Source organism: Bradyrhizobium sp. Arg816, from assembly GCF_029989365.1.
Classification (GTDB): domain Bacteria; phylum Pseudomonadota; class Alphaproteobacteria; order Rhizobiales; family Xanthobacteraceae; genus Bradyrhizobium.
This window is the reverse complement of record NZ_JAPRAQ010000016.1, coordinates 1-20,784: the sequence shown is the minus strand read 5'-3', so window position 1 is coordinate 20,784 and position 20,784 is coordinate 1. Positions and strand designations below refer to the sequence as shown.

The window sequence follows — 20,784 nt, the reverse complement described above, 5'->3', positions numbered from 1 at the left end:
GAAGTATCCAACGACCCACCGGACAAACCGATGTCCGACGAGCAACCGGACAAAGCGACATCCGATAAGGAGCAACCGGGGAAACCGCCGTCCGATCGCAATCTAAAGAGGCGCCTGCGGGCACGATTGCAGTTAATCGGCGGGGCGCTTGCCTCGATTGCCGCCGTCGGCGCGATCGCGGGGGGCTTCGTCGGGTATTGGAATGCGTGGAAGACCCTTCGCACGGACGCTTTTCCGGAAAAGCAAAGGACCCAGATGGAGGCTACGGTACGGCCCGACATCGCTCCCCGGTTATCTCTCGTCGTCCTGCCGTTCGCGAACCTCAATAACGATCCGGAGCAGGACTATTTCGCTGATGGCATTGCGACCGATCTGACGACCGACCTCGCGCAAATGCCCGGCGCGTTCGTCATCGGACGCGGAACGGCCTTTACATACAAGAACAAGCAGATCGACTTTAGGGCGCTCGGCAAGGACCTTGGTATCCGCTGGGCAGTCCAAGGCGCGGTGCGGCGCAACGGGGATCAGGTCCGGGTCAACGTATCCCTTACTGATCTTCCGAGCGGGCGCGACGTCTGGTCGGATCGTTTCGACGGCGATCGTACCAATGTCGCGGCCTTGCAGGACCAGATCACGGTGCGGCTCGCCCGCTCGCTCAACGTTGAACTGATCCAGGCCGAAAGCCGTCGTAGCGAAACAGACCGATCACGCAATCCTGACGCCATGGACTTCAGTATGCGCGGCTGGGCAAAGTTCTATGAGACGCGGCAGAAGACAGAAAATGCTCAAGCAAAGGACTTGTTCGACAGCGCGCTACGGCTCGATCCGGACAACGTTGAGGCCATGGTTGGGAAAGCGCAGTGTTTAGCTGCGGATGTGAATAACGGATGGTCTGCGTCCGTTGTTGAAGACAAAAAGCAAGCGATCGACCTCATCGACAGAGTTCTGTCCAAAAGCTCGGCAAGCGCGAGGGCTCATGCGATCAAGGGAAACATTCTTCTCTTTGGACACCCTGAGGAGGCATCGGCTGAATACGATGCTGCGCTCGAAATTGATCCAAATTATCCAGCTGCCTACGGTAGTAAAGCAATCACACTTATCGCCTCCGGGCGGGCGCGCGAAGCCTTCTCCCCGGCCCAGTTGGCTCTCCGTCTCAGTCCCAAAGATCCTTTTGCTTTTCTTTGGCGTTTCTGGCTCTGCCATGCACACTTGCATCTGCACGAATATGGAGAAGCCATTGAGGAATGCAGGCGCTCGGTCAATCTGAACAACTCGTACTGGTACGCCTATGTAGATTTGGTCTCGGCTTACGGAACTACCGGGCAATTGGAGCAGGCCCGGCAGGCGTTAGCCGAATTGAACAAGGTTCGACCAAACTTCACCGTGCAGGCGTACGGTCAACTTGTTTATGCATTCTCAACTAACCCGCAGTTTCGGCGTGAGATCGACGACATTGTCGGTGGGCTGAGGAAGGGAGGCGTGCGGGAGCAATGAATGAGGTGAGAGCTAGACGCCTCTTGAACAGGAAAGCATTCAGGCCAATCACGATCCGGCGCTAAGCTCGTCATCTACACGCCGGTCTCGGGCGTCGGCTCACAATCGCCAAGTGCCAGCTTCCGAGGGGCAAGCGGGAGCGCCGCGATCGGTCAGAGCAATACCGCCCGTGGACCCAGAGCGGACGTCCTTTGATCTAAATCAAACCAGAACGCGGCGCTTCGCTTCTTAGCTGGCTTACCCACCGTCCGTTCTTTGCCTGAGTTGGAAGGTGGGGAAAAGCCCCAAAGCGGGGTGCTATTTCATCCCCAGGGACCATTGGTCGCCGGTGCAGGGATATTCGGGAGGACCTTCATGAAAAGGCAACTGTCGTCGCTTGCTGCGATCCTGTCAGGTCTGATTTTCATGGTGCCAACCTCGACCCCGAGCGCCGCCCAATCGATTTCGGCGGAAGAGGCACAAGCGATCGCTGCGGAGGCGTATGTTTACTTCTATCCGCTCGTGACGATGGACCTGACGCGCAAGCAGCTCATCAATTCCGATCCTAAAACTGCGGCAATAGGCGGTCCTCCGAACACGTTCGACAATATCCAGGCCTACCCGACCGCAGACATGAAGGTGGTGGTGCGGCCCAATTTCGACACGCTGTATTCGAGCGCTTGGCTCGACCTGACCCGCGAACCCATGGTCGTTTCGGTTCCTGATACCGGTGGCCGCTACTACCTGCTGCCGATGCTCGACATGTGGACCGATGTGTTCGCGTCGCCGGGATGGCGTACGACAGGCACCAAGGCAGCGAATTTCCTGGTCGTGCCGCCGGGCTGGAACGGAAACGTGCCGGCGGGCTTCGCGCGTATCGACGCGCCGACGCCTTATGTCTGGATCATCGGGCGCACCAAGACCGATGGTCCTGCCGACTATGCTCCGGTTCACGAGGTGCAGAAGGGGTACAAGATCACACCGCTATCTGGATGGGGTAAGCCCCCGGTCGCCGTGACACAGACGATCGATCCCAACGTTGACGTCAAGACGCCGCCGAAGCTGCAAGTCGACACGATGGCAGGCGATAAGTTTTTTGCCTATGCGGCGGAGCTATCCAAGGTCCACCCGCCACACATCACAGATGAGCCGATCATCGCGCGCATGGCGCGGATAGGGCTCGAACCGGGCAAGAACTTCGATATGACCAAAGCCGATGCCACGGTACGGAAAGCGATCGAGGATGCGCCGGCTCAGGCGCAGAAACTGATGGCATGGAAAATCCCAACGCTGGCGCGCGTCGCAAATCACTGGTCCATGAACACGGACACGATGGGCGTTTACGGGAACTACTACTTGAAGCGCGCGATCGTCGCCCAGCTTGGACTCGGCGCGAATCTGCCGGAGGACGCGATCTACCCGAACAGTGTTGGCGATGAAAACGGCAAGCCGCTCGACGGCGCAAACAAATACATCGTCCGCTTAGCCAAGGACGCAGTGCCGCCGGTCGAGGCATTCTGGTCAATCACCCTGTATGACGATGAAGGCTTCCAGGTTGCCAATCCACTCAATCGCTTTGCGGTGAGCAGCTGGATGCCGTTCAAGCGCGACGCCGACGGGTCGCTCACACTCTACTTCCAGAATGACAATCCCGGCGGCGATCGCGAAGCCAACTGGCTGCCCGCGCCCAAAGGCCCGTTCAACCTCACCATGCGCCTTTATGCGCCAAAGTCGGACGCATTGACCGGCGTGTGGAATCCACCGGCCATCAAGCGGGTCGATAGTGAAACCGTTGGCCGGCAGCAATGACAGATGCCAAGGGAGCCCCGCGGAGCAAGGCAAGCGCAGCGCATTTAACGCGCCCAAGGATGGCTCGGCGAATACACTGGCGTCTACGTGCGTCCGATTGTGACCGGCATGGGGATCGTCACTTTGCCCTGTGAAAAACGAAGTGACGATGCAGGTGAGGGCGCGGCCGGCGGGCGCGCGACGGCGCGAGGAATGTGATCGCGGCGAAGCGCGTTATGCACGCTGGTGGGCAGAGTTGCAGATTGAACCGTCGGACTCGTGGTGCTAGTTTCAGCAACGTCATTCCGTTTTCGGTTTGATGCGACGGGCGATCGGGCTTACGGACTGCCGCCCGTTCATTTGAAATTGGAATACTTGAGCCAATAGTGCCCCGCCTCCGGCCCCCCTTTTGAGTGCGGTCGGACAATGTTTTTCATTGGGCCTCCGTTCTTCCCATTGACTCGGAGGCGGGTTTTTTCAGTCGAACTTTGCAACAAGTCGATCTTCGACATGTGCATTCTGACGAGCCATGCGGATCGTGCCGCACCAAATCACCATCCCATCGCGGGGCGGGGCAGGCATTGTCTGATGGTTGCATTGCTCTGTGCCGCTTCCCTGCTTCAGGTCGCGCCCGAGGCGTGGGGACAATGCTCGGCGCGCGACGTGTTACAGAATCAACTGAAGCTCGGCAAAGTTCGTGCGGTTGATTTGCCGCAAAAACTCATCGGGGCCGCCCGCGATGTTTCGACATGGAGGACGATTGCAGTCGGCACCTTTGGCAACTCCATTGCGTTGCGCAATGCATTGGATGCCGTAGGTTGCAATATCGGTGGGCTGGCCGCGGAAGTTCTGGCTCGACCGGCCTTCACCGTCAGTGCCAACAAGATAGACGTGGCGCTTGTGGCGGTATCCGCTGTCGAGCTCGGCTTTAAAACCGATAGCGTGCCTCTGGCCGTCATTTACGCGCGGGCCCGACAGCTCGGCTTTGAACTTGCGGCAGCGGAGGTCGGTCCCCAATTGCGCCTTCAATATCTTGATCAGCCCATGGGCGAATTCCTCATCGTGGGAATGCAGCCAATCAAGACGTGGAGCGGAGAGCCGGTGGTTTTCAACGTGGCAAACGGCGGAGCCGGATTGATCCTGATCGGCCAGGACGGCAGAGATGACGCGGAAATACCGGCGACCTCCCGCTTTCTGTTCGTGCGGCCGCCTGACCCTGGCGGCGGAATCGCGGCCGCTCTGCTGCCACCATGAAGACGAACCAATAAAGTTCGAGCAAACAGTGGGGTCCGCAAAGGCGCGACCTCTCGGCTGGCGAGGTATCAACAGTAGGGAGTGACATCATGCGCAGATTTGGAGCTGTATTTATCTCGCTGTTACTATCTGCAATTCCCGCGACTGCGTCAGATCAAAATCTCAAGGAGGAAGTTGGAAAGATAGGTTCAGCATACGAGCAATACTTCAGCAACAAGGACGCCGCCGGCATTACTACGCTTTATACCAAGAACTATATGCGAGTGACTGAAGACGGCGTAGTGGACAATACCAGATACTATGAGAACGCTTTCAAGGCGGGAGTTAGTCGCCTCGAGGTCAAGACGACCGAGGTTCAGCCATTGTCAGAAAACATGGCTCTGGTCACCGGCGAATCTCGCGTGACTGGCAGCAGCGAGACAGGCGCTCCCATAGACTTCACCGTTGTTTGGACCGCTCTCGATGTTCGTGAGGACGGGCAATGGAAGATTCGCATGCTGACGTCGGTCCCCAAACCGCCGCCACCCCAGCCGCAGCAGGCCGCAAAGTAACTCAAGAAGAGCGGGCGATGGAGCTCTGCTCGCAATAGTTCTCAACATCACCTGAAGGAAGCAAGTACGAGGCGCGCCGCTCACCAGCATGTGACCGGCGTTGTGAGTTCTTTGGATGTGAATGGGTTCACAACGACGTCGCCAGGCGAATGCTATGTTCCAGCCATTCAACGGCCGACTGATTTTTTGAAGAGTTTCTTTTCGAACAGCCTCTGAGGAGAGGGTCATGTTCAAGCAATTCCTCTTGGTCGCGGCGATAGCTTCCCTAACGTTAGCCACGTCCACCAAAGCCGATTGCGAATATGCTTCGGAGCGCAGCGCGTCCGCCAAGTCGCGTTCGGTTTCGTTGCATTCCGATGCAGCGCAACTTGCGGAAGCCCAGTTCGATGACATTGTGACTTGGCTCTCATCGAATTTCGACCTGCCTGCCATCAAACAGCGTCCCGTCGTTGAATTTGCGTCGAAGATGGAGCTTGCGAGGTTGCGCGCAAGAGACCGTACTTTTTCGCAAGGCTTCATGGAAAGCGATGGGCAGCGCGGGGTTGTGGCACTTTACGACAACGAGACGAGAACGATCCTGCTTCCTGATGATTGGGGCGGCACTTCGCCGACCGACCAATCGGTCCTGGTACACGAAATGGTCCATCACCTTCAGAATGTTGGAAGGCTCAAATTTGATTGCCCACAGGCGCGAGAGAAGTTGGCCTACCTGGCTCAGGATAAATGGCTGGAGCGGTTCGGACTTAGCCTGGAGAGCGAGTTCGACGTCGACATGTTCACGGTGCTGGTTTCTTCGGCATGCATGTATTGATTGTGACCGGTCGATCCCAGTCGCTGTCGAACGATTGCCTTTCCAAAGGAGCGCAAAGCCAAGATCATCTCGTACGTACCAACAAGATCTTCAGCGGATTTGATTGATGGCCAGACTCTTGGCGGTCCTTGCAATTGCATTGGCGATCCTGGCGATGGCTCGGGGGCAGCAGAATCAGTTTGTACCGCTGCCGACAGGATTAATGCCAGCGGTGCTTGTTCCCTGAGTTCTCCTTAAGGTGACGGGTTCGTCCATTCAGCCGGTGGCGTACAGATCCGCTCGTGGGCCCAATGCGTATTTCCGAGGTGGTGCAGGCGAAGTCAGCAACGGCCCCAGAGTGAAGCTACGTTATGCCACGGGCCTTCGAATTGCGCTCCTGCGCTTACGGCGACGGCGCTGCCGAAGGCGGTGCGGTGACGTTCGGCAGCGGAATTGCTGGCCGAGGGCTCGCCGGCCAGGGACCGTTCGGCTTTGCCGCGACTGACGAGCACGCCGCCGCAAGCTCAGTCCGCATCGACGCCAGGCCCGTCAGGTCGATGTCGAATTTCGCGACGTCCACCTTTTCGTCCGGCATCGGCGTGGTGCGCCGGACATGGAGGGAGCGGGAGGCCATGATCGCCTTGACCATGTCAGGGTCGATGCTGCCGCTCCACATCTCGTACTTTGCGGCTCGCACCGGAAACCCTCCGGCTTCCTGGTCCTTGTCGGCGTCTGCCGTCATCATGACCGTACTTTTGCCGACGCTCGCCTCGTCGATCTCGCCCGCGAACATCAGCGGCATGCGATTCCTGGTTTCGCAGAACATGCGCCATTCCATCGTTCGGAACGAGGAGCCGCTCTCCTTCTTCATCACTGCGATCTTGCTGATGAACGGCCGCGTTGCCTTCTCCAGCCTCCACATCCCCTCGGCAAACGGTCGGGTGTCGATTCCGAAACGATAGAGCTCGGGTCGCGTCAGCATATGCAGGTTTTCGAACTTCACGGTACGGATGAGACCGTCGAGCTCGCGGCTGATCCCCATCGCCGCGATGAATGCAGCTCGGTCGCGGTCGGCGTTCGCGATCCGGCGCTGCCTGTATTCCGCGACCGCCTGCGGCGCCGGATGCCCGTGAAAGACGAGGACCAGCCTGGAGTTATGGACCGCCAGGGCGGCGTCGGGAGCGACCTCGCGTGATGTCGCCCCGAGAAACAGGTAGCCGCAGGCCGAGTTGCACATCGCATGATAGGTCGTGAGCTCCGCCTCGACCTCGCCGCCGGCGGCCTTGGTCTTCAGGCATGCGGCGTCCACCTGCGTGCCGGCGGCGCACGCCGTCGCGATCGTCCGGCCGACCCGGGCGACCGCCTTGCGACTGCGCAGCAGCCGGCCGATGACGTAGGACTGCTCCACGTTCCCGCCGGGCGAATGAAGGTAGATCGGACGTTGCGTGTCCTTGACGCCGGCCAGGAAACGGCGAATGCGCTGGCTGGCGTCCCCATCGATCTCGCCCTCGATGGCGATCCAGCGGTCGCAGCCAGGACCGCACGCGTCCGGTGCCCCCTTGGCAAGGTAGATCGTCAGCTTGCGCGCAAATCCGGCCTTTTCGGAAGGCGTTTCCTCGGCATGCAGTGCGCATGGAAGCAGCATGGCCACGAAAAACAAAATACGGGCAAGCATGTAACGACTGGGCCACGCGCGGTGAAGATACACACCGACGTTACATGATGATCGGCGCGCATACAACTTTCGGTGGCATGCCGGCCGGCGTTATTGCGTCGGGCGGCGCGTCGCAGCTATATCACGCAAATTCACACCAACGGCGATTGCGGGGTCACGGAACGTGACGCCGTGCTTTCTCGAAAGACCTGCACGGGCGTTCGTCACGTCAGACGATCGATGATTTCGAAGAGCCTGTCGCAGGACGCTTCGATCCGCTTTTGCGGCGATGTGGCGATACCCAGCAACAGACCGGGGCGCGCCGAAGCCGTGGACGCATACCACAGCGACAGCGGAGTAGGCGCCAGTCCGAACGATGCCGCTTCCCTGGCGATGGCGAGATCGGGCGCTCCATCCGGCAGTCGCAGGACCGCGGCCAATCCGGCAAGCGCAACGTTGGCGGTGCGCGTCCGAAGCTCTTTCAGCAACGCATCGCCTTGCGCGGCATAGACCCGCTTCGTGCGCCGGAGATGCCGCAGATAATGGCCCTCGCGCATGAAATCGGCGGTGGCGAGCTGCACCGCGGGCCCGGGCGCCGGTGCGAGGCAAGCCGCGGCTTCGGCAAATCGCGATGCGAGAGCCGCCGGCGCAACGACAAAGCCGAGCCGCAGGGCAGGGGTGACGGTCTTGCTGAAAGAGCCGATGTGGATGACGCGGCCCGCGCGATCGAGCGAGGCGAGTGCCGGCGTGGCCCGGCCCTTGAGCTGAAGCTCGCTGAGATAGTCATCCTCGATCACCCACGCCTTGCGCCGGGTGGCCCAGTCGAGCAGGCGCGAACGCCTTGCCAGCGACAATGTGGATCCGAGTGGCGCCTGCTGTCCGGGCGTCACGACGACGAGCGCGGCGTCGGGAGCATGTTTCAGGCCGTAATCGACATCGATGCCGTCAGCGTCGACCGGGATCGGCGCGATCGACAGTCTTGCAAGCGCGAGACCGTGCCGCGTGAAGGGAAAGCCCGGATTCTCCACCCAGACCTTCGTCTTTGGCTCGGGGCCGAGGACACGGAGCGCCAATCCGAGGCCGCCGCTGAAGCCGCTGGTGATGATGATCTGCGACGGCGTGCACTCGATCCCGCGCGCCAGCGCAAGGTAGGCTGCGATCTCGCGTCGCAAGTCGAGCTCGCCGCGCGGATCCGGATAGATCGCCGGCGCGCTCATTTCGACGCGAACCGCCTGCGCGCGCATCCTTGCGAGCAGCGTGGCAGGAAAAGTCTCTTGCGCAGGCACGCCCATCTGGAAGATCGCCGGCCCCGCCGTGAGCTCCTGGTACATCTCCATGAACGAGCCGGGGGCCGGGGCCTTGTCCTTCCGAACGGGAAAGGACGGCCGATCCGCGACATGCGTTCCAGTTGCGCGTGACGCGACGATCAGTTGGGCGGAGGCCAGCTTTTCATATGCCGCGCGCACGGTGCCCCGCGCGACGCCAAGCTGGGCTGCCAGATCCTGCCAGGAGGGCAGGCGCGCTCCGGGTGCGAGCACGCCGCTCGAGATGGCGGCCCTGATGCCCCCATGGATCTGCTCGGCCAGCGGCGTCTTCGCAGAGCGATCCAGTTCCAGCCGCAGCGGTTTGGTCATGCCCCTTGGTACACGAGTTTCGTGCGTTCTTGGTGCTTTTCTGTGGACCATGGCAGGGGCATCTATGGGGGGAGACTAGGGCCGGGCATCGATCATCAAGGAGCAGGACAATGACCAAGCGTCTCGACTACGACCGTATCGCGCCGGCCGGCGTGAAAGCGTTGGGCGGCGTCTACGGCTACATCATGCAGAGCAATCTTCCAGTGGCGCTGGTCAACCTCGTCTACCTGCGCGTATCCCAGATCAACAACTGCGCCTATTGCCTCGACATGCATATGCGCGATCTGCTCAAGAGTGGGGTGAAGATCGAAAAGCTCGCGCTGCTGCAGGCGTGGGAGGAAGCCGGCAATCTGTTCGACGCGCGCGAGCGCGCCGCCCTCGCATGGGCCGAAACGGTGACCCGCGTCGCCGATACCGGCGTGCCGGATCAGGCCTATGAAGCCGCGCGCGCGGTCTTCGAGGAGCGTGAGCTCGTCGACCTCACCATCGCGATCGGTCTGATGAACACGTATAATCGCATGGCGATCAGCTTCCGTAGAACGCCGCAGGCCGCCGTCGAGAAGGCCGCCTGACGGCCCAAGAACGGCATCGGCCGAAACAGATGCAAAGCAGGAGCTTGAAAATGACGAGCGTGATTTCCGGCGTCAAAATCCCCGACAGCAAGCTGGCGCGCGAAGCCACCGAGCTGGTGCGCAGTTACGAAGACGAGTTGCTGTTCAACCATTCGGTTCGCGTCTACGTGTTCGGCGCGATGAAGGGGCTGCGTCAGAAGCTGAAATTCGATGCCGAACTGCTCTATGTCGCGGCGCTGTTTCACGACCTCGGCCTTGTCGATCATTACCATACGGCGACGAAACGATTTGAGGTCGACGGGGCCGACGCCGCGCGCGACTTCCTCCGCGCGCGCGGCATTGCCGAGCCGCAGGCCGATCTGGTGTGGGAAGCGATCGCATTGCATACCACCCCCGGCATCCCGCAACATATGAGGCCGGAAATCGCCCTGACGAACGCAGGCGTCCTGGTGGATGTCGTGGGCGTTGGCTATGACGACTACACGCCGGAGCAGCGCGACCAGGTGATATCGGCGTTTCCGCGCGGTGATTTCAAGAACGAGTTCCTGAAGGTGCAGACCTGTTCAGCCCTGAAGAAACCCCAGACGACGTTTGGGACGGTGAATTTCGACTACATCGAGGATCACGATCCCAGCTTCCGCAAGCCCAACGCGTGTACGCGCATCCGCAATACGCCCTGGCAGAGCTGAGCTGCCGCTCAAGCCACGGGATCCCTGACGGCATCCGAACGGCTTCGGTCATCCGGCGCCAGCGGTGGCGCCGGCCTCGTGGGAGCGTTCTTCAGCGAAGCTCCGTCGCTCGCTGGAGTGATCTCGACAGGCGCGGGCCCAGTGTCGCGCCAGGCGACGATCCAGATCAGGAAGCCAAGAAGCGCGAGCGCGGCTCCGACGGGACCGGTGGAGGTCCAGCCCAACCCCTCGCGTATGGCAAGGCCGCCCAGGAACGGGCCGAGCGCATTGGCGGTGTTGAACGCCGAATGGTTGAGCGCAGCAGCGAGCCCCTGTGCGTCTCCTGCGACGTCCATCAGCCGCGTCTGCAGGACGGCTCCGAGCGAGACGCTGGCGCCGATCGCGAAGACGTCGGCCGCCAGCAGCCAGGGATTGCCGGCGGCAAGCGGAAACACCGAGAGCGCGCCCGCTGAAAACAGCAGGATGACGCCTGCCGTCGGCATCAGCGCGCGGTCCGCAAAGCGTGGCACGAACAGATTGCCGAGCGTGGCGCCGATGCCGAACACGGCGAGAAAGAACGGAATGACCGCGGGGCTGACCTTGGTGACCTCGATCAGGGTCGTAGCGAGATAGGTGTAGACGGCGAACATGCCGCCGAAGCCGATGGCGCCGATCGCGAGCGTGATCCAGACGCGGCCGCTTCTGAGCGCCGCAAGCTCTCGCCGCGGATCCGATTGGCCGCCCTGGTCGCGCGGCGCGAACAGAGCGCACAGCAGGACCGTGATCAACGCCAGCAACGATACGAGGCCGAAGCTCGCGCGCCAGCCGACCGCCTGGCCGATCAGATTGGCCAAGGGCACACCGATGATCGTGGCAGAGGTCAGGCCGAGCATCACCTGGCCGATCGCCTGCGAGCGGCGGTGTTGCGGAACGAGCGAGGCCGCGACCAGCGCGGCGATGCCGAAATAGGCGCCGTGCGGCAATCCCGACAGAAATCGCGCCGCGATCATCCAGCCGAAGCCCGGCGCGAGCGCGGTGAGCGCGTTGCCGAGCGCGAACACGGCCATCAGGGCCAGCAACTGGGTGCGCCGGGCGAACCGCGCGCCAAGCACGGCGATCAGCGGCGCGCCCAGCACCACGCCGAGCGCGTAGGCACTGATCGCGTGCCCCGCGGCCGGCTCGTCGATCCCGAGGTCGGCAGCGAAGAACGGCAGCAAGCTCATCGATGCGAATTCGGTGGTTCCGATCGCAAAGCCACCCATCGCGAGCGAGAACAGGACGATGGCGAGGTGAGGGGGCGCTGAGGCGGGGGGCGAGGTCGCGTGAGGCGAGGTCGTCATGTGTCCTGCATTGGTGGCGTCAACGGGAACCAGCCCAGCGAACGTCGCCACCCCTGCAAGATTTGTTGTCGTACTTAAACCGGGATCAGCCGGCGTCAACACCAGAGACCCAACGCAGGGCGCGCCGCATATCAGCGTCCCGATTGGCGCGTGACACTAGTCGATGCGCCTCGATCGGCGAGGAGCTCCCGGTTTCTTCTGCGGAAAGTACGGATTCACCGTGCAGCTCGCGGAGCGGCCGACGGCGAGAAATCTGCACTGTTCGAGCGAAGTGTAGCGGCAGTCGAAATAGCCGACAGGGCCGTAGATCTGCATGCAGACGGGATAGCTGGGATCGTAGGTCTGCGCGTGCGCCGGCACGCCCGAGAAGAGCAGGCCGATGGTGACGAGCGCGAAGCGGGCGCGGCGCATCTCAGCGCGGCGGGTAGTAGCCGGGTGAATAGCCCGGTGTCTGCGCGCGCGGACGATTCTGATAGGCGTAGGGATCGTCGCTCTGGCCGGTGAAATACGGATTCGCGATGCAGGTCAGCGCGCGGCCCGACGAGCTTGCCTGACACTGTGCGTAACTGTCGAACGTGCAATTGCTCAGCCCCGGCCATTCCTGGCCGGTCAGGCAGAACGCGTGATGCGTGCCGAATGCGCGTGCGGGCGTGCTGGCACTCAGCGTGAGCGCGAATGTGGCGATTGCGAGCGAAAGTGTGGCGACAATGGGGAGGGCAATCTGTCTACGCATATCAATCTCCAATCACACAATCGTGCGTGCATCAGGTGTCCAAGCACAGATGCAGCATACGTCGTGTAGTCGACATTGGAACTCATGAAAACCCTTGTTTCAAAGGGTTTCCCGCGCGCGCTGCTAAACATTCATTAACGCAGCACAGCCCTTTGGCTCCGACTGTTGCGTCGGAGTTACAGCAATTCCGTCGAGCGCTGATATGACGACGCCACGGCCCGGGGGCCTAACGACGAAACTGGAACGGGAATCAAATGAACAAGAATCTGTTGCTTGCTGCTGTGAGCCTTGTCGCGTTGAGCGCGACTGCGCCGGCGCTGGCTGCTGACCTCGCTGCGCGGCCTTACACCAAGGCGCCTGCGATGATCGCGACCGTCTATGACTGGAGCGGCTTCTACATCGGCATCAACGGCGGCGGCGGTTCGTCGCACGCGACCTGGGATTTCGTCGGCGTTGGCCGCGAAGGTTCGCACGATGCGACGGGCGGCACGGTCGGTGGTCAGATCGGCTATCGCTGGCAGTCCGGCCAGTGGGTGTTCGGCGTGGAAGGCCAGGGCAACTGGGCCGATTTCTCGGGCGACAACACCAGCGCGCTGTTCGCCACCCGCAACCGCACCAAGATCGATGCGTTCGGTCTGATCACCGGTCAGGTTGGCTACGCCTGGAACAACGTCCTGGTCTACGTCAAGGGCGGTGCGGCTGTGGTCAGCAACAAGTACGAGATCTCCAGCACGGCGGGCGCGCTGCTCTCCTCGTCCAGCGACAGCCGCTGGGGTGGCACGGTCGGTGCCGGCCTCGAATACGGCTTCGCGCCGAACTGGTCGGTTGGCGTCGAGTACAACCACATCTTCCTGTCCGACAAGGACGTGACCTTCGCTGGCTTCGCCGGCTCGGAGCGCATCCGCCAGGACGTCGACATGGGTCTCGTTCGCCTGAACTACAAGTTCGGCGGCCCGCTGATCGGTCGCTACTAAGCAAACGACTGAGACTGATCGCTCTCCGTGGAGCGGTTGTCGAAGCCCCGGCCGTTGGCCGGGGCTTTTTTATTGTTTGAATTCAGCGAGTTAACCATCCCATTTCGAGGTGGCTGAGACGGCTTGACTCTCAAGAACGAAATGAGAACAATGTTCTTCATACGTTCTGGTGATGGAGCAAGCCATGTTCAGGATTTTCGTGGAAGAAGCCGCCGCACTCGCCTCGATCTCGCTGTTCGTCGGGATGATCGCAATCTGGGCGCAGGTGATTCCGCAGCTCTAGAGCTTCGGTTTTGTAAACCGATGCTCGGGAACCCGACTTGCCCCCTCAGGAGTGCCCTTGGGGAAAAGCGGGACGACGCGGCCGATCGGTCGCTCCGGCGTGGACTCTGAAGCGGTGACGCCCCACCATTGTGAGGCGAGTCGGCTGGATGTCCTCATGATCCCCCTGGAGCCGGCGACCGCTCCATCTCATCTGCAAGAGGCCGTCACGCGACCATGCCGAGCGCCGGATTTGTCCACCTTCACGTTCACTCGGCCTATTCGCTGCTCAAGGGCTCGATCAAGATCGCCAAGCTCGCCGAGCTCGCGAAAAAAGACCACCAGCCCGCACTGGCGCTGACCGACACCGACAACATGTTCGGCGCGCTGGAGTTCTCCGACAAGATGGCGGGCTCCGGCATCCAGCCGATCGTCGGCTGCGAGCTCGCGATCGATTTCGGCGACCAGGATCCCAATGCGCGCAATGCGCTGCTGCCGTCGCGTGTGGTGTTGCTGGCGGCCCAGGAGCGCGGCTATCGCAGCCTGATGCGGCTGAACTCGCGTGCGTTCCTCGAATCGCCTGACAGCCACGCGCCGTTCATCAAGTTCGATTGGCTCGACGGTGAGACCGAAGGCTTGGTCGCACTCACGGGCGGCCCTGACGGTCCGATCTCGCTCGCGCTTGCCAGCGGGCAGGCCGAAATTGCGGCGACGCGCTGCGAGCGTCTCGCCGGCCTGTTCGGCGACCGCCTCTATGTCGAATTGCAGCGCCACAACATCGACAAGGAGCGCCGCGTCGAAAGCGGGCTGATCGACATCGCCTACGCAAAGGGCCTGCCGCTGGTTGCGACCAACGAGCCGTATTTCGCTTCGACCGACGATTACGAGGCGCACGATGCGCTGCTCTGCATCGCCGGCGGGCGGCTGATCGCCGAGTCCGATCGCGTTCAGCTCACGCCCGATCACCGCTTCAAGACCCGCGCCGAGATGGCGGTGCTGTTCGCCGACATTCCGGAGGCGCTGGCCTCGACGGTGGAGATCGCCGAGCGCTGCTCGTTCCGCCCGATGACGCGCAAGCCGATCCTGCCGTTCTTCACGGTCGGCGCCGCCGCAAGCTCCGACGCCGCGTCGGTCGAGGCGGCCGAGCTGAAGCGCCAGGCGGAGGAGGGGCTCGCCAATCGCCTGCGCGTGCACGGCCTGTCGCAGGGCACCACGGAAGAGGACTACGACAAGCGCCTGGCGTTCGAGCTCGACGTCATCATGCGCATGAAGTACGCGGGCTACTTCCTGATCGTGTCGGACTTCATCAAATGGGCGAAGGGCCAAGGGATTCCGGTCGGACCGGGGCGCGGTTCGGGCGCCGGCTCTCTGGTCGCCTGGGCGCTGACCATCACCGACCTCGACCCGATCAAGTTCGGCCTGCTGTTCGAACGCTTCCTCAATCCGGAACGCGTCTCGATGCCGGACTTCGACATCGATTTCTGCCAGGACCGCCGCGGCGAGGTGATCAGGTACGTCCAGGAACGCTACGGTCGCGACCAGGTCGCGCAAATCATCACCTTCGGTACGCTGCAGGCGCGCGGCGTGCTGCGCGACGTCGGCCGCGTGCTGCAGATGCCTTATGGCCAGGTCGACAAGTTGACCAAGCTGGTGCCGCAGAATCCGGCCGCGCCGGTGACGCTGGCCGCCGCGATCGAGAGCGAGCCGAAGCTTCAGGCGTTCCGCGATGAAGACCCGGTGGTGGCGCGCGCCTTCGACATCGCGCAGCGCCTCGAAGGCCTGACCCGCCACGCCTCGACGCATGCGGCCGGCATCGTGATCGGCGATCGCCCTTTGAGCGAACTCGTGCCGATGTACCGCGATCCCAAGTCGGACATGCCGGTGACCCAGTTCAACATGAAATGGGTGGAGCCGGCCGGGCTCGTGAAGTTCGACTTCCTCGGCCTGAAGACGCTGACCGTGCTCGACGTCGCGGTGAAGCTCCTGAAGCCGCGCAACATCGACATCGATCTCGCGACGCTGCCGATCGACGATGCCGAAAGCTACCAGATGCTGGCGCGGGGCGAGGTGGTCGGCGTGTTCCAGGTTGAAAGCCAGGGCATGCGGCGCGCGCTGGTCGACATGCGCCCCGACCGTTTCGAGGACATCATCGCGCTGGTCGCGCTCTATCGCCCGGGCCCGATGGCGAACATCCCGACCTATTGCTCGCGCAAGCACGGCGACGAGGAGCCGGAATATCTGCATCCGGTGCTGGAGCCGATCCTGAAGGAGACCTTCGGCGTCATCATCTACCAGGAACAGGTGATGCAGATCGCGCAGGTGATGTCGGGCTATTCGCTCGGCGACGCCGACCTGCTGCGCCGCGCCATGGGCAAGAAGATCCGCGCCGAGATGGACAAGCAGCGCGACATCTTCGTCGCCGGCGCGGTCAAGAACGGCGTGCCGAAGGGGCAGGCCGAGACCATCTTCGAGCTGCTCGCAAAGTTCGCCGACTACGGCTTCAACAAGAGCCACGCGGCGGCCTACGCGCTGGTGTCCTACCACACCGCCTATATGAAGGCGCATTACCCGGTGGAGTTCATCGCGGCGTCGATGACGCTCGATCTCAACAACACCGACAAGCTCTCCGAATTCCGTTCCGAGGCGCAGCGCCTCGGCATCAAGGTCGAGCCGCCGAACATCAACCGCTCAGGCCCGACCTTCGAGGTCGGCGACAAGACGATCTACTACGCGCTTGCCGCGCTCAAGGGCGTCGGCATCCAGGCGATCGAGCAGATCATCGAGGAGCGGACCAGGCGCGGGCTGTTCACCTCGCTCGCCGACTTCGCCGCGCGGGTCAATCCGCGCGCGATCAACAAGCGCATCATCGAAAGCCTCGCTGCCGCCGGCGCCTTCGACACGCTGGAGCCGAACAGGGCGCGGGTCTTTGCCGGCGCTGACTCGATCCTGGCCGCCTGCCAGCGTGCGCATCAGGCCGAGACCATCGGCCAGAACGACATGTTCGGCATGTCGGCGGACGCGCCGACCATCATGCTGCCGCAGATCGAGCCCTGGCTGCCGGCCGAGCGGTTGCGCCGCGAATACGACGCGATCGGATTCTTCCTGTCGGGCCATCCGCTCGACGATTACGCGATTGTCCTGAAGCGCCTGCGCGTGCAGAGCTGGGCCGAGTTCTCGCGCGCGGTGAAGACCGGCGCCACCGCCGGCAAGGTCGCGGCCACCGTGGTGTCGCGCATGGAGCGGCGCACCAAGACCGGCAACAAGATGGGCATCATGGGGCTGTCTGATCCCACGGGCCACTTCGAGGCGGTGCTGTTCTCCGAAGGCCTCGCGCAATACCGCGATGTGCTCGAGCCGGGCGCCGCCGTGCTGCTCCAGTTGGGCGCGGAATTGCAGGGCGAGGACGTCCGCGCCCGCGTGCTGCATGCCGAGCCGCTCGATGACGCCGCCGCCAAGACGCAGAAGGGCCTGCGCATCTTCGTGCGCGACACCAAGCCGCTGGAGTCGATCGCCAAGCGACTGGCCGGACCCGATATGGCGGCCTCGAACGGCGCCGCGCCAAAAGTCGGCAGTCCCGGCATCGCGCCGCGCTCGAACGGCGACGGCGAGGTCTCGCTGGTGATGATGCTCGACCTCGAGACCGAGGTCGAGATGAAGCTGCCCGGCCGCTTCAAGGTCTCGCCGCAGATCGCCGGCGCGATCAAGGCGGTCGCGGGCGTGGTGGACGTGCAGCAGCTCTAGAGCGCGATGAGATTTAGAAGAATCGTCATCGTGCCGTGGATCGTTGTTGGGGCCTGATCTACGCGCAAATGCGTGCCGCGTTTGTCGCAAGGGAAAATTGCTGCGCTTTTTCCGGTTCAAGCTTTAGCGGCCGATTGCAAACATATGCAGACGAGCGCAAGCTCGTGCAGTCATCGCGCGCGAGGCGAGCGACCGTTGCGGCTTTGCAGCATGGTTCGCGGTGCAGCAATCATCAGTTGCATCATTTATCATTGGTGATTTCTTCACATCGGCGGACCTATCCTCGCAACGCTTCCATTCGTCCACTGTCCCTGGGGAAACATCACATGTGCGACCAGTGCTCTGAATCTCTGCATCAGGACATCGCGCCGTCGCGGCGGTCCGCGATGCTGTTTGGCGCCGCCGCGTTTGGCATGGCCTTCGCCGGCGGAGCCATCGCCAACGGCGCACTGGCAAAGGAGGCCAAGCTGCCGCCAAAGCCGCAGAACGTGCTGCCGCCTGATGCGGCGCTGAAGCGGTTGATGGAGGGCAATGCTCGCTACGTCGACGGCGTGTCGCGGCGCCACGATTTCAAGCACGAGCGCGAAGCGCTGGCCGGCGGGCAGAACCCGTTCGCGGCCGTGCTGAGCTGCGCGGACTCGCGCATTGCGCCGGAATATGCCTTCGACTCGGGCCGTGGCGATCTCTTTGTCTGCCGCGTCGCCGGAAACTTTGCCGGCACCGAGACCATCGCCAGCATGGAATACGCAGTCGCCGTGCTCAACGCGCCGCTGATCCTCGTGCTCGGTCATGATGCCTGCGGCGCGGTCGATGCGACGCTGAAGGCGATCAAGGACAACACGTCGCCGCCGGGCCACATTCCCTCGCTGGTCGATGCGATCGCGCCCGCCGCCAAGGCTGCGATGCAGCAGGGTGGTGACGTGCTCAACAAGGCGATCCGGCAGAATGTTGTCGACAACATCGCCAAGCTGAAGACGGCCGCGCCGATCCTCAATGCGGCGGTGGAGCAGGGCAAGCTGAAGGTCGTCGGCGGCATCTACCGGCTCACCACGGGAACAGTCGATCTGATCGCGCAGGGCTGAGCGCGGCTCGCGCCGCGATGCGGTCGTGAGGCTTACGCGGGCCTGACGCAGGGGCTTGATGGGGCGGGGGCGCCATGCCGCCGCCTCAATCCGCGCCTTTCGTTCAACAACCATTCAGCCGGCCGCGCGTCTCATGTACGGTGGCAGCTCAACAACGATAGCGGGCAAGCAAGCCATGCGTGGGACCTACAAGGCCTTCATCTGTTTTCTCTTGCCGATCCTGGCCTTCGCTGCGGCCGCGCCCGATCCGGCGCGCGCGCAGCAGCAGGAAAAGCGCATCGCGCTCGTGGTCGGCAACGGCGCCTACGCCAAGTCGCCGCTGGCGACGACCGCGAACGATGCCGGCCTGATCGCGCAGACGCTGCAAGCGGCGGGCTTCGACGTGGTCGGCGCGCGCGATCTCGACGGCGACACGCTGCGCAAGAGTCTTCGCGATTTCATCCAGAAGGCGCAGGCCTCGGGTCCCGGCACCGTCGCGATGATCTATCTGGCCGGCTACGGCGTGCAGCTTGCCGGCGAGAACTATTTCATCCCGGTCGATACCAACATCGCCCGCGACACCGACATCCCGACCGAAGGCCTGCGCATCAGCGACTACGCCCGCCAGCTCGCTTCCATTTCGCTCAAGGCCAACATCGTCGTGCTCGACGCGGCGCGCGCGCAGCCCTTCATCGAGGGCGGCCAGCCGATCGCGAGCGGACTGGCGCTGGTCGAGCCCGATCCGAACATGCTGATCGCCTTCAACGCCGCGCCCGGCACGGTCGCGCCGGAAGAGCCCGGCCCGTACGGCATTTATGCGCAATCGCTGGCGGAGATGATCCGCACCGGCGGTCTGCCGCTGGCGGAGGTGTTCGACCGCGTCCGCCTGCGCGTCAACGAGGCCAGCAAGGGCGCGCAGGTGCCCTGGAACGAGGCGAAGATATCGGCACCCTTCTCGTTCTTCGAGCGCGGGCCCGATGCGCCGCCGCCGGAGGCCGCGCCCGACCAAGTTGCCGCGATCCGCAACAAGCCGATCCGCGATCTCGGCGTGCAGGACGCCTATGCGGCCGCGCTCGAGCGCGACACGTTGCCGGCCTATGAAGAATTTCTCGCGGCCTATCCCGGTGACCCGCTGTCGAAGCGCGTGATGGCGATCGTCGCGGCGCGCCGCGAGGCGATCACCTGGCGGCGGACCTATCGCGCCGATACGCCGGACGCCTACTGGTCGTATCTGCGTCGTTATTCGCGCGGTCCGCATGCCGGCGATGCACGGCGCAGGCTTGCAATCCTGACCGCGCCGCTCGAGCCGCCGCCGACTTTCGCGATGATGGACTATGACGTGCCGCCGCCGCCGCCGGAGGAGATCGTCTATGTCGACCGTCCCGTGCTGCTGTTCGGCGACCCCGTGTTCGGCTTCGCGCCGCCACCGCCACCGCCGGTCTATTATCTGCCGCCGCCGCCGCCGGATTTCATCGTGCTGGAGCCGCCGCTGCCCGTGGTCGGCCTGTTTGTGCTGCCGCAGCCGCTGTTCGTGCCGATCCCGGTGTTCGTCAGGCCGTCGGTCTATGTCGCGCCGCCGCCGAACAACATCGTCTTCAACAACATCCATAACACCACCGTCATCAACACCGTGATCAACCGGCCGCCCGCCCCGCCCGCGGGAGCGGGAGGAGGGGCCGGGCCCGGCAATCTGAGGCCGACGATTGCCGACCGCGCCAACCCGGTAGCGCCAGTGTTGCCGCAAGCCGCTACGCAGCGCGCCGCGCTGATCCAGCAGGGCAAGGCGCCGATGCCGCCGAGCGCGACGGTCCAGCCGACGGCGAGGCCGGGGACACCTCCCGGGACGCCGGCCAATGTCGCGCCGACCGGCACGCCTCCCCCCGCACCGCCGACCAGGCTGCCGCAGGCCAACACGCTGCCGGTTCCCGGCGCCCAAGGCGGGCCGCCGGCTGGGGCAGGGACGCCGCAGGGCGGCAGGCCCTTGGCGCCGACGGCAAATGCACCCGGCGCGCCCGCGCCGACGCATCCGGGGGCGCCGACCACGGCTGCGCCCGGCACAACGCTGCCGCCCCATCCTGGCGCGCCAACGGCCGGCACTCCGACGACCGTTGCGCCCAACGCGAATCCGGCTGCGCCCGGCCAACCGCCGAAGCCGCCGGTTGCTCAGACCCCGCCCGGTGGCGTGCCCGCTGGCGGCAAGTCTGCAACTCGCGAGCCGGCTGGCGCGTCGTCGCCTGCTGCGGGCACGCCGCCCGGCACGCCCTCGGGCGCCGCGGGTAAGCCGGTCACG

Annotated in this window: 16 protein-coding genes; 11 read left to right on the top strand and 5 right to left on the bottom strand. The window is 63.3% G+C overall.

Going from position 1 to position 20,784, the window contains the following annotated elements:
- The first annotated feature begins 30 nt into the window (after positions 1-30).
- From OWC48_RS30925 to OWC48_RS30905, 5 genes are all read left to right on the top strand, one after another.
- The gene (locus tag OWC48_RS30925; RefSeq protein WP_282523385.1) at positions 31-1,494 is read left to right on the top strand and encodes a tetratricopeptide repeat protein; all 1,464 of its coding nucleotides are present in this window, start codon (positions 31-33) and stop codon (positions 1,492-1,494) included.
- A 354-nt stretch (positions 1,495-1,848) separates the two neighbouring features.
- Complete coding sequence (locus OWC48_RS30920) at positions 1,849-3,282, top strand: DUF1254 domain-containing protein (protein WP_282523384.1); 1,434 nt, start codon at positions 1,849-1,851, stop codon at positions 3,280-3,282.
- 567 nt (positions 3,283-3,849) lie between these two features.
- On the top strand, positions 3,850-4,515 hold the full coding sequence (locus OWC48_RS30915; RefSeq protein WP_306664559.1) for a hypothetical protein: 666 nt from the start codon (positions 3,850-3,852) through the stop codon (positions 4,513-4,515).
- 89 nt (positions 4,516-4,604) lie between these two features.
- Positions 4,605-5,066 carry a nuclear transport factor 2 family protein gene (locus OWC48_RS30910; RefSeq protein WP_282523382.1) on the top strand — a complete coding sequence of 154 codons (462 nt, stop codon included), beginning with the start codon at positions 4,605-4,607 and terminating at the stop codon, positions 5,064-5,066.
- Between the two features lie 226 nt (positions 5,067-5,292).
- Positions 5,293-5,877, top strand: a complete 585-nt coding sequence (locus OWC48_RS30905; RefSeq protein ID WP_282523381.1) for a DUF6647 family protein — start codon at positions 5,293-5,295, stop codon at positions 5,875-5,877.
- A 382-nt stretch (positions 5,878-6,259) separates the two neighbouring features.
- On the opposite strand, the gene OWC48_RS30900 is transcribed toward OWC48_RS30905, so the two are convergent.
- Together OWC48_RS30900 and OWC48_RS30895 are read right to left on the bottom strand one after the other, a co-directional pair.
- Positions 6,260-7,531: a hypothetical protein gene (locus OWC48_RS30900; RefSeq protein ID WP_282523380.1), complete on the bottom strand. Its 1,272-nt coding sequence runs from the start codon at positions 7,529-7,531 to the stop codon at positions 6,260-6,262.
- A gap of 203 nt (positions 7,532-7,734) precedes the next feature.
- On the bottom strand, positions 7,735-9,144 hold the full coding sequence (locus OWC48_RS30895; protein WP_282523379.1) for a PLP-dependent aminotransferase family protein: 1,410 nt from the start codon (positions 9,142-9,144) through the stop codon (positions 7,735-7,737).
- Between the two features lie 110 nt (positions 9,145-9,254).
- Between OWC48_RS30895 and OWC48_RS30890 the strand changes: the two genes are divergently transcribed.
- A complete protein-coding gene (locus tag OWC48_RS30890; protein ID WP_282523378.1) occupies positions 9,255-9,716 on the top strand; it encodes a carboxymuconolactone decarboxylase family protein in 462 nt (153 codons plus the stop codon).
- 50 nt (positions 9,717-9,766) lie between these two features.
- The gene (locus OWC48_RS30885; protein ID WP_282523377.1) at positions 9,767-10,405 is read left to right on the top strand and encodes an HD domain-containing protein; all 639 of its coding nucleotides are present in this window, start codon (positions 9,767-9,769) and stop codon (positions 10,403-10,405) included.
- An 8-nt stretch (positions 10,406-10,413) separates the two neighbouring features.
- Here OWC48_RS30885 and OWC48_RS30880 read toward each other — a convergent pair whose 3' ends face one another.
- The 3 genes from OWC48_RS30880 to OWC48_RS30870 all read right to left on the bottom strand — a co-directional run bounded on the left by OWC48_RS30880 (position 10,414) and on the right by OWC48_RS30870 (position 12,457).
- The gene (locus tag OWC48_RS30880) at positions 10,414-11,724 is read right to left on the bottom strand and encodes an MFS transporter (protein WP_282523376.1); all 1,311 of its coding nucleotides are present in this window, start codon (positions 11,722-11,724) and stop codon (positions 10,414-10,416) included.
- Between the two features lie 156 nt (positions 11,725-11,880).
- Entirely contained in the window at positions 11,881-12,135 is a 255-nt protein-coding gene (locus tag OWC48_RS30875; protein ID WP_282523375.1) for a DUF3551 domain-containing protein, read from the bottom strand.
- Position 12,136: 1 nt separating this feature from the next.
- The gene (locus OWC48_RS30870; RefSeq protein WP_282523374.1) at positions 12,137-12,457 is read right to left on the bottom strand and encodes a DUF3551 domain-containing protein; all 321 of its coding nucleotides are present in this window, start codon (positions 12,455-12,457) and stop codon (positions 12,137-12,139) included.
- Between the two features lie 254 nt (positions 12,458-12,711).
- On the opposite strand from OWC48_RS30870, the gene OWC48_RS30865 reads away from it, so the two are divergent.
- The 4 genes from OWC48_RS30865 to OWC48_RS30850 form a co-directional block, all read left to right on the top strand.
- Complete coding sequence (locus OWC48_RS30865) at positions 12,712-13,431, top strand: outer membrane protein (protein ID WP_282523373.1); 720 nt, start codon at positions 12,712-12,714, stop codon at positions 13,429-13,431.
- Between the two features lie 498 nt (positions 13,432-13,929).
- Positions 13,930-17,433 (top strand): DNA polymerase III subunit alpha, encoded by a 3,504-nt coding sequence (gene dnaE, locus OWC48_RS30860; protein ID WP_282523372.1) that lies wholly within the window; start codon positions 13,930-13,932, stop codon positions 17,431-17,433.
- A gap of 326 nt (positions 17,434-17,759) precedes the next feature.
- A complete protein-coding gene (locus tag OWC48_RS30855; protein ID WP_282523371.1) occupies positions 17,760-18,515 on the top strand; it encodes a carbonic anhydrase in 756 nt (251 codons plus the stop codon).
- A gap of 175 nt (positions 18,516-18,690) precedes the next feature.
- On the top strand, positions 18,691-20,784 hold a 2,094-nt coding region (locus OWC48_RS30850), incomplete at its 3' end, for a caspase domain-containing protein (protein ID WP_282523370.1).

Bases quoted from the DNA above. Each gene is read 5' to 3' on its own strand.
- OWC48_RS30870 (WP_282523374.1), bottom strand. From the start codon at position 12,457: ATGCGTAGACAGATTGCCCTCCCCATTGTCGCCACACTTTCGCTCGCA.
- OWC48_RS30865 (WP_282523373.1), top strand. From the start codon at position 12,712: ATGAACAAGAATCTGTTGCTTGCTGCTGTGAGCCTTGTCGCGTTGAGC.
- OWC48_RS30880 (WP_282523376.1), bottom strand. From the start codon at position 11,724: ATGACGACCTCGCCTCACGCGACCTCGCCCCCCGCCTCAGCGCCCCCT.
- dnaE (WP_282523372.1), top strand. From the start codon at position 13,930: ATGCCGAGCGCCGGATTTGTCCACCTTCACGTTCACTCGGCCTATTCG.
- OWC48_RS30900 (WP_282523380.1), bottom strand. From the start codon at position 7,531: ATGCTTGCCCGTATTTTGTTTTTCGTGGCCATGCTGCTTCCATGCGCA.
- OWC48_RS30915 (WP_306664559.1), top strand. From the start codon at position 3,850: ATGGTTGCATTGCTCTGTGCCGCTTCCCTGCTTCAGGTCGCGCCCGAG.
- OWC48_RS30925 (WP_282523385.1), top strand. From the start codon at position 31: ATGTCCGACGAGCAACCGGACAAAGCGACATCCGATAAGGAGCAACCG.
- OWC48_RS30905 (WP_282523381.1), top strand. From the start codon at position 5,293: ATGTTCAAGCAATTCCTCTTGGTCGCGGCGATAGCTTCCCTAACGTTA.
- OWC48_RS30895 (WP_282523379.1), bottom strand. From the start codon at position 9,144: ATGACCAAACCGCTGCGGCTGGAACTGGATCGCTCTGCGAAGACGCCG.
- OWC48_RS30875 (WP_282523375.1), bottom strand. From the start codon at position 12,135: ATGCGCCGCGCCCGCTTCGCGCTCGTCACCATCGGCCTGCTCTTCTCG.
- OWC48_RS30890 (WP_282523378.1), top strand. From the start codon at position 9,255: ATGACCAAGCGTCTCGACTACGACCGTATCGCGCCGGCCGGCGTGAAA.
- OWC48_RS30855 (WP_282523371.1), top strand. From the start codon at position 17,760: ATGTGCGACCAGTGCTCTGAATCTCTGCATCAGGACATCGCGCCGTCG.
- OWC48_RS30920 (WP_282523384.1), top strand. From the start codon at position 1,849: ATGAAAAGGCAACTGTCGTCGCTTGCTGCGATCCTGTCAGGTCTGATT.
- OWC48_RS30885 (WP_282523377.1), top strand. From the start codon at position 9,767: ATGACGAGCGTGATTTCCGGCGTCAAAATCCCCGACAGCAAGCTGGCG.
- OWC48_RS30910 (WP_282523382.1), top strand. From the start codon at position 4,605: ATGCGCAGATTTGGAGCTGTATTTATCTCGCTGTTACTATCTGCAATT.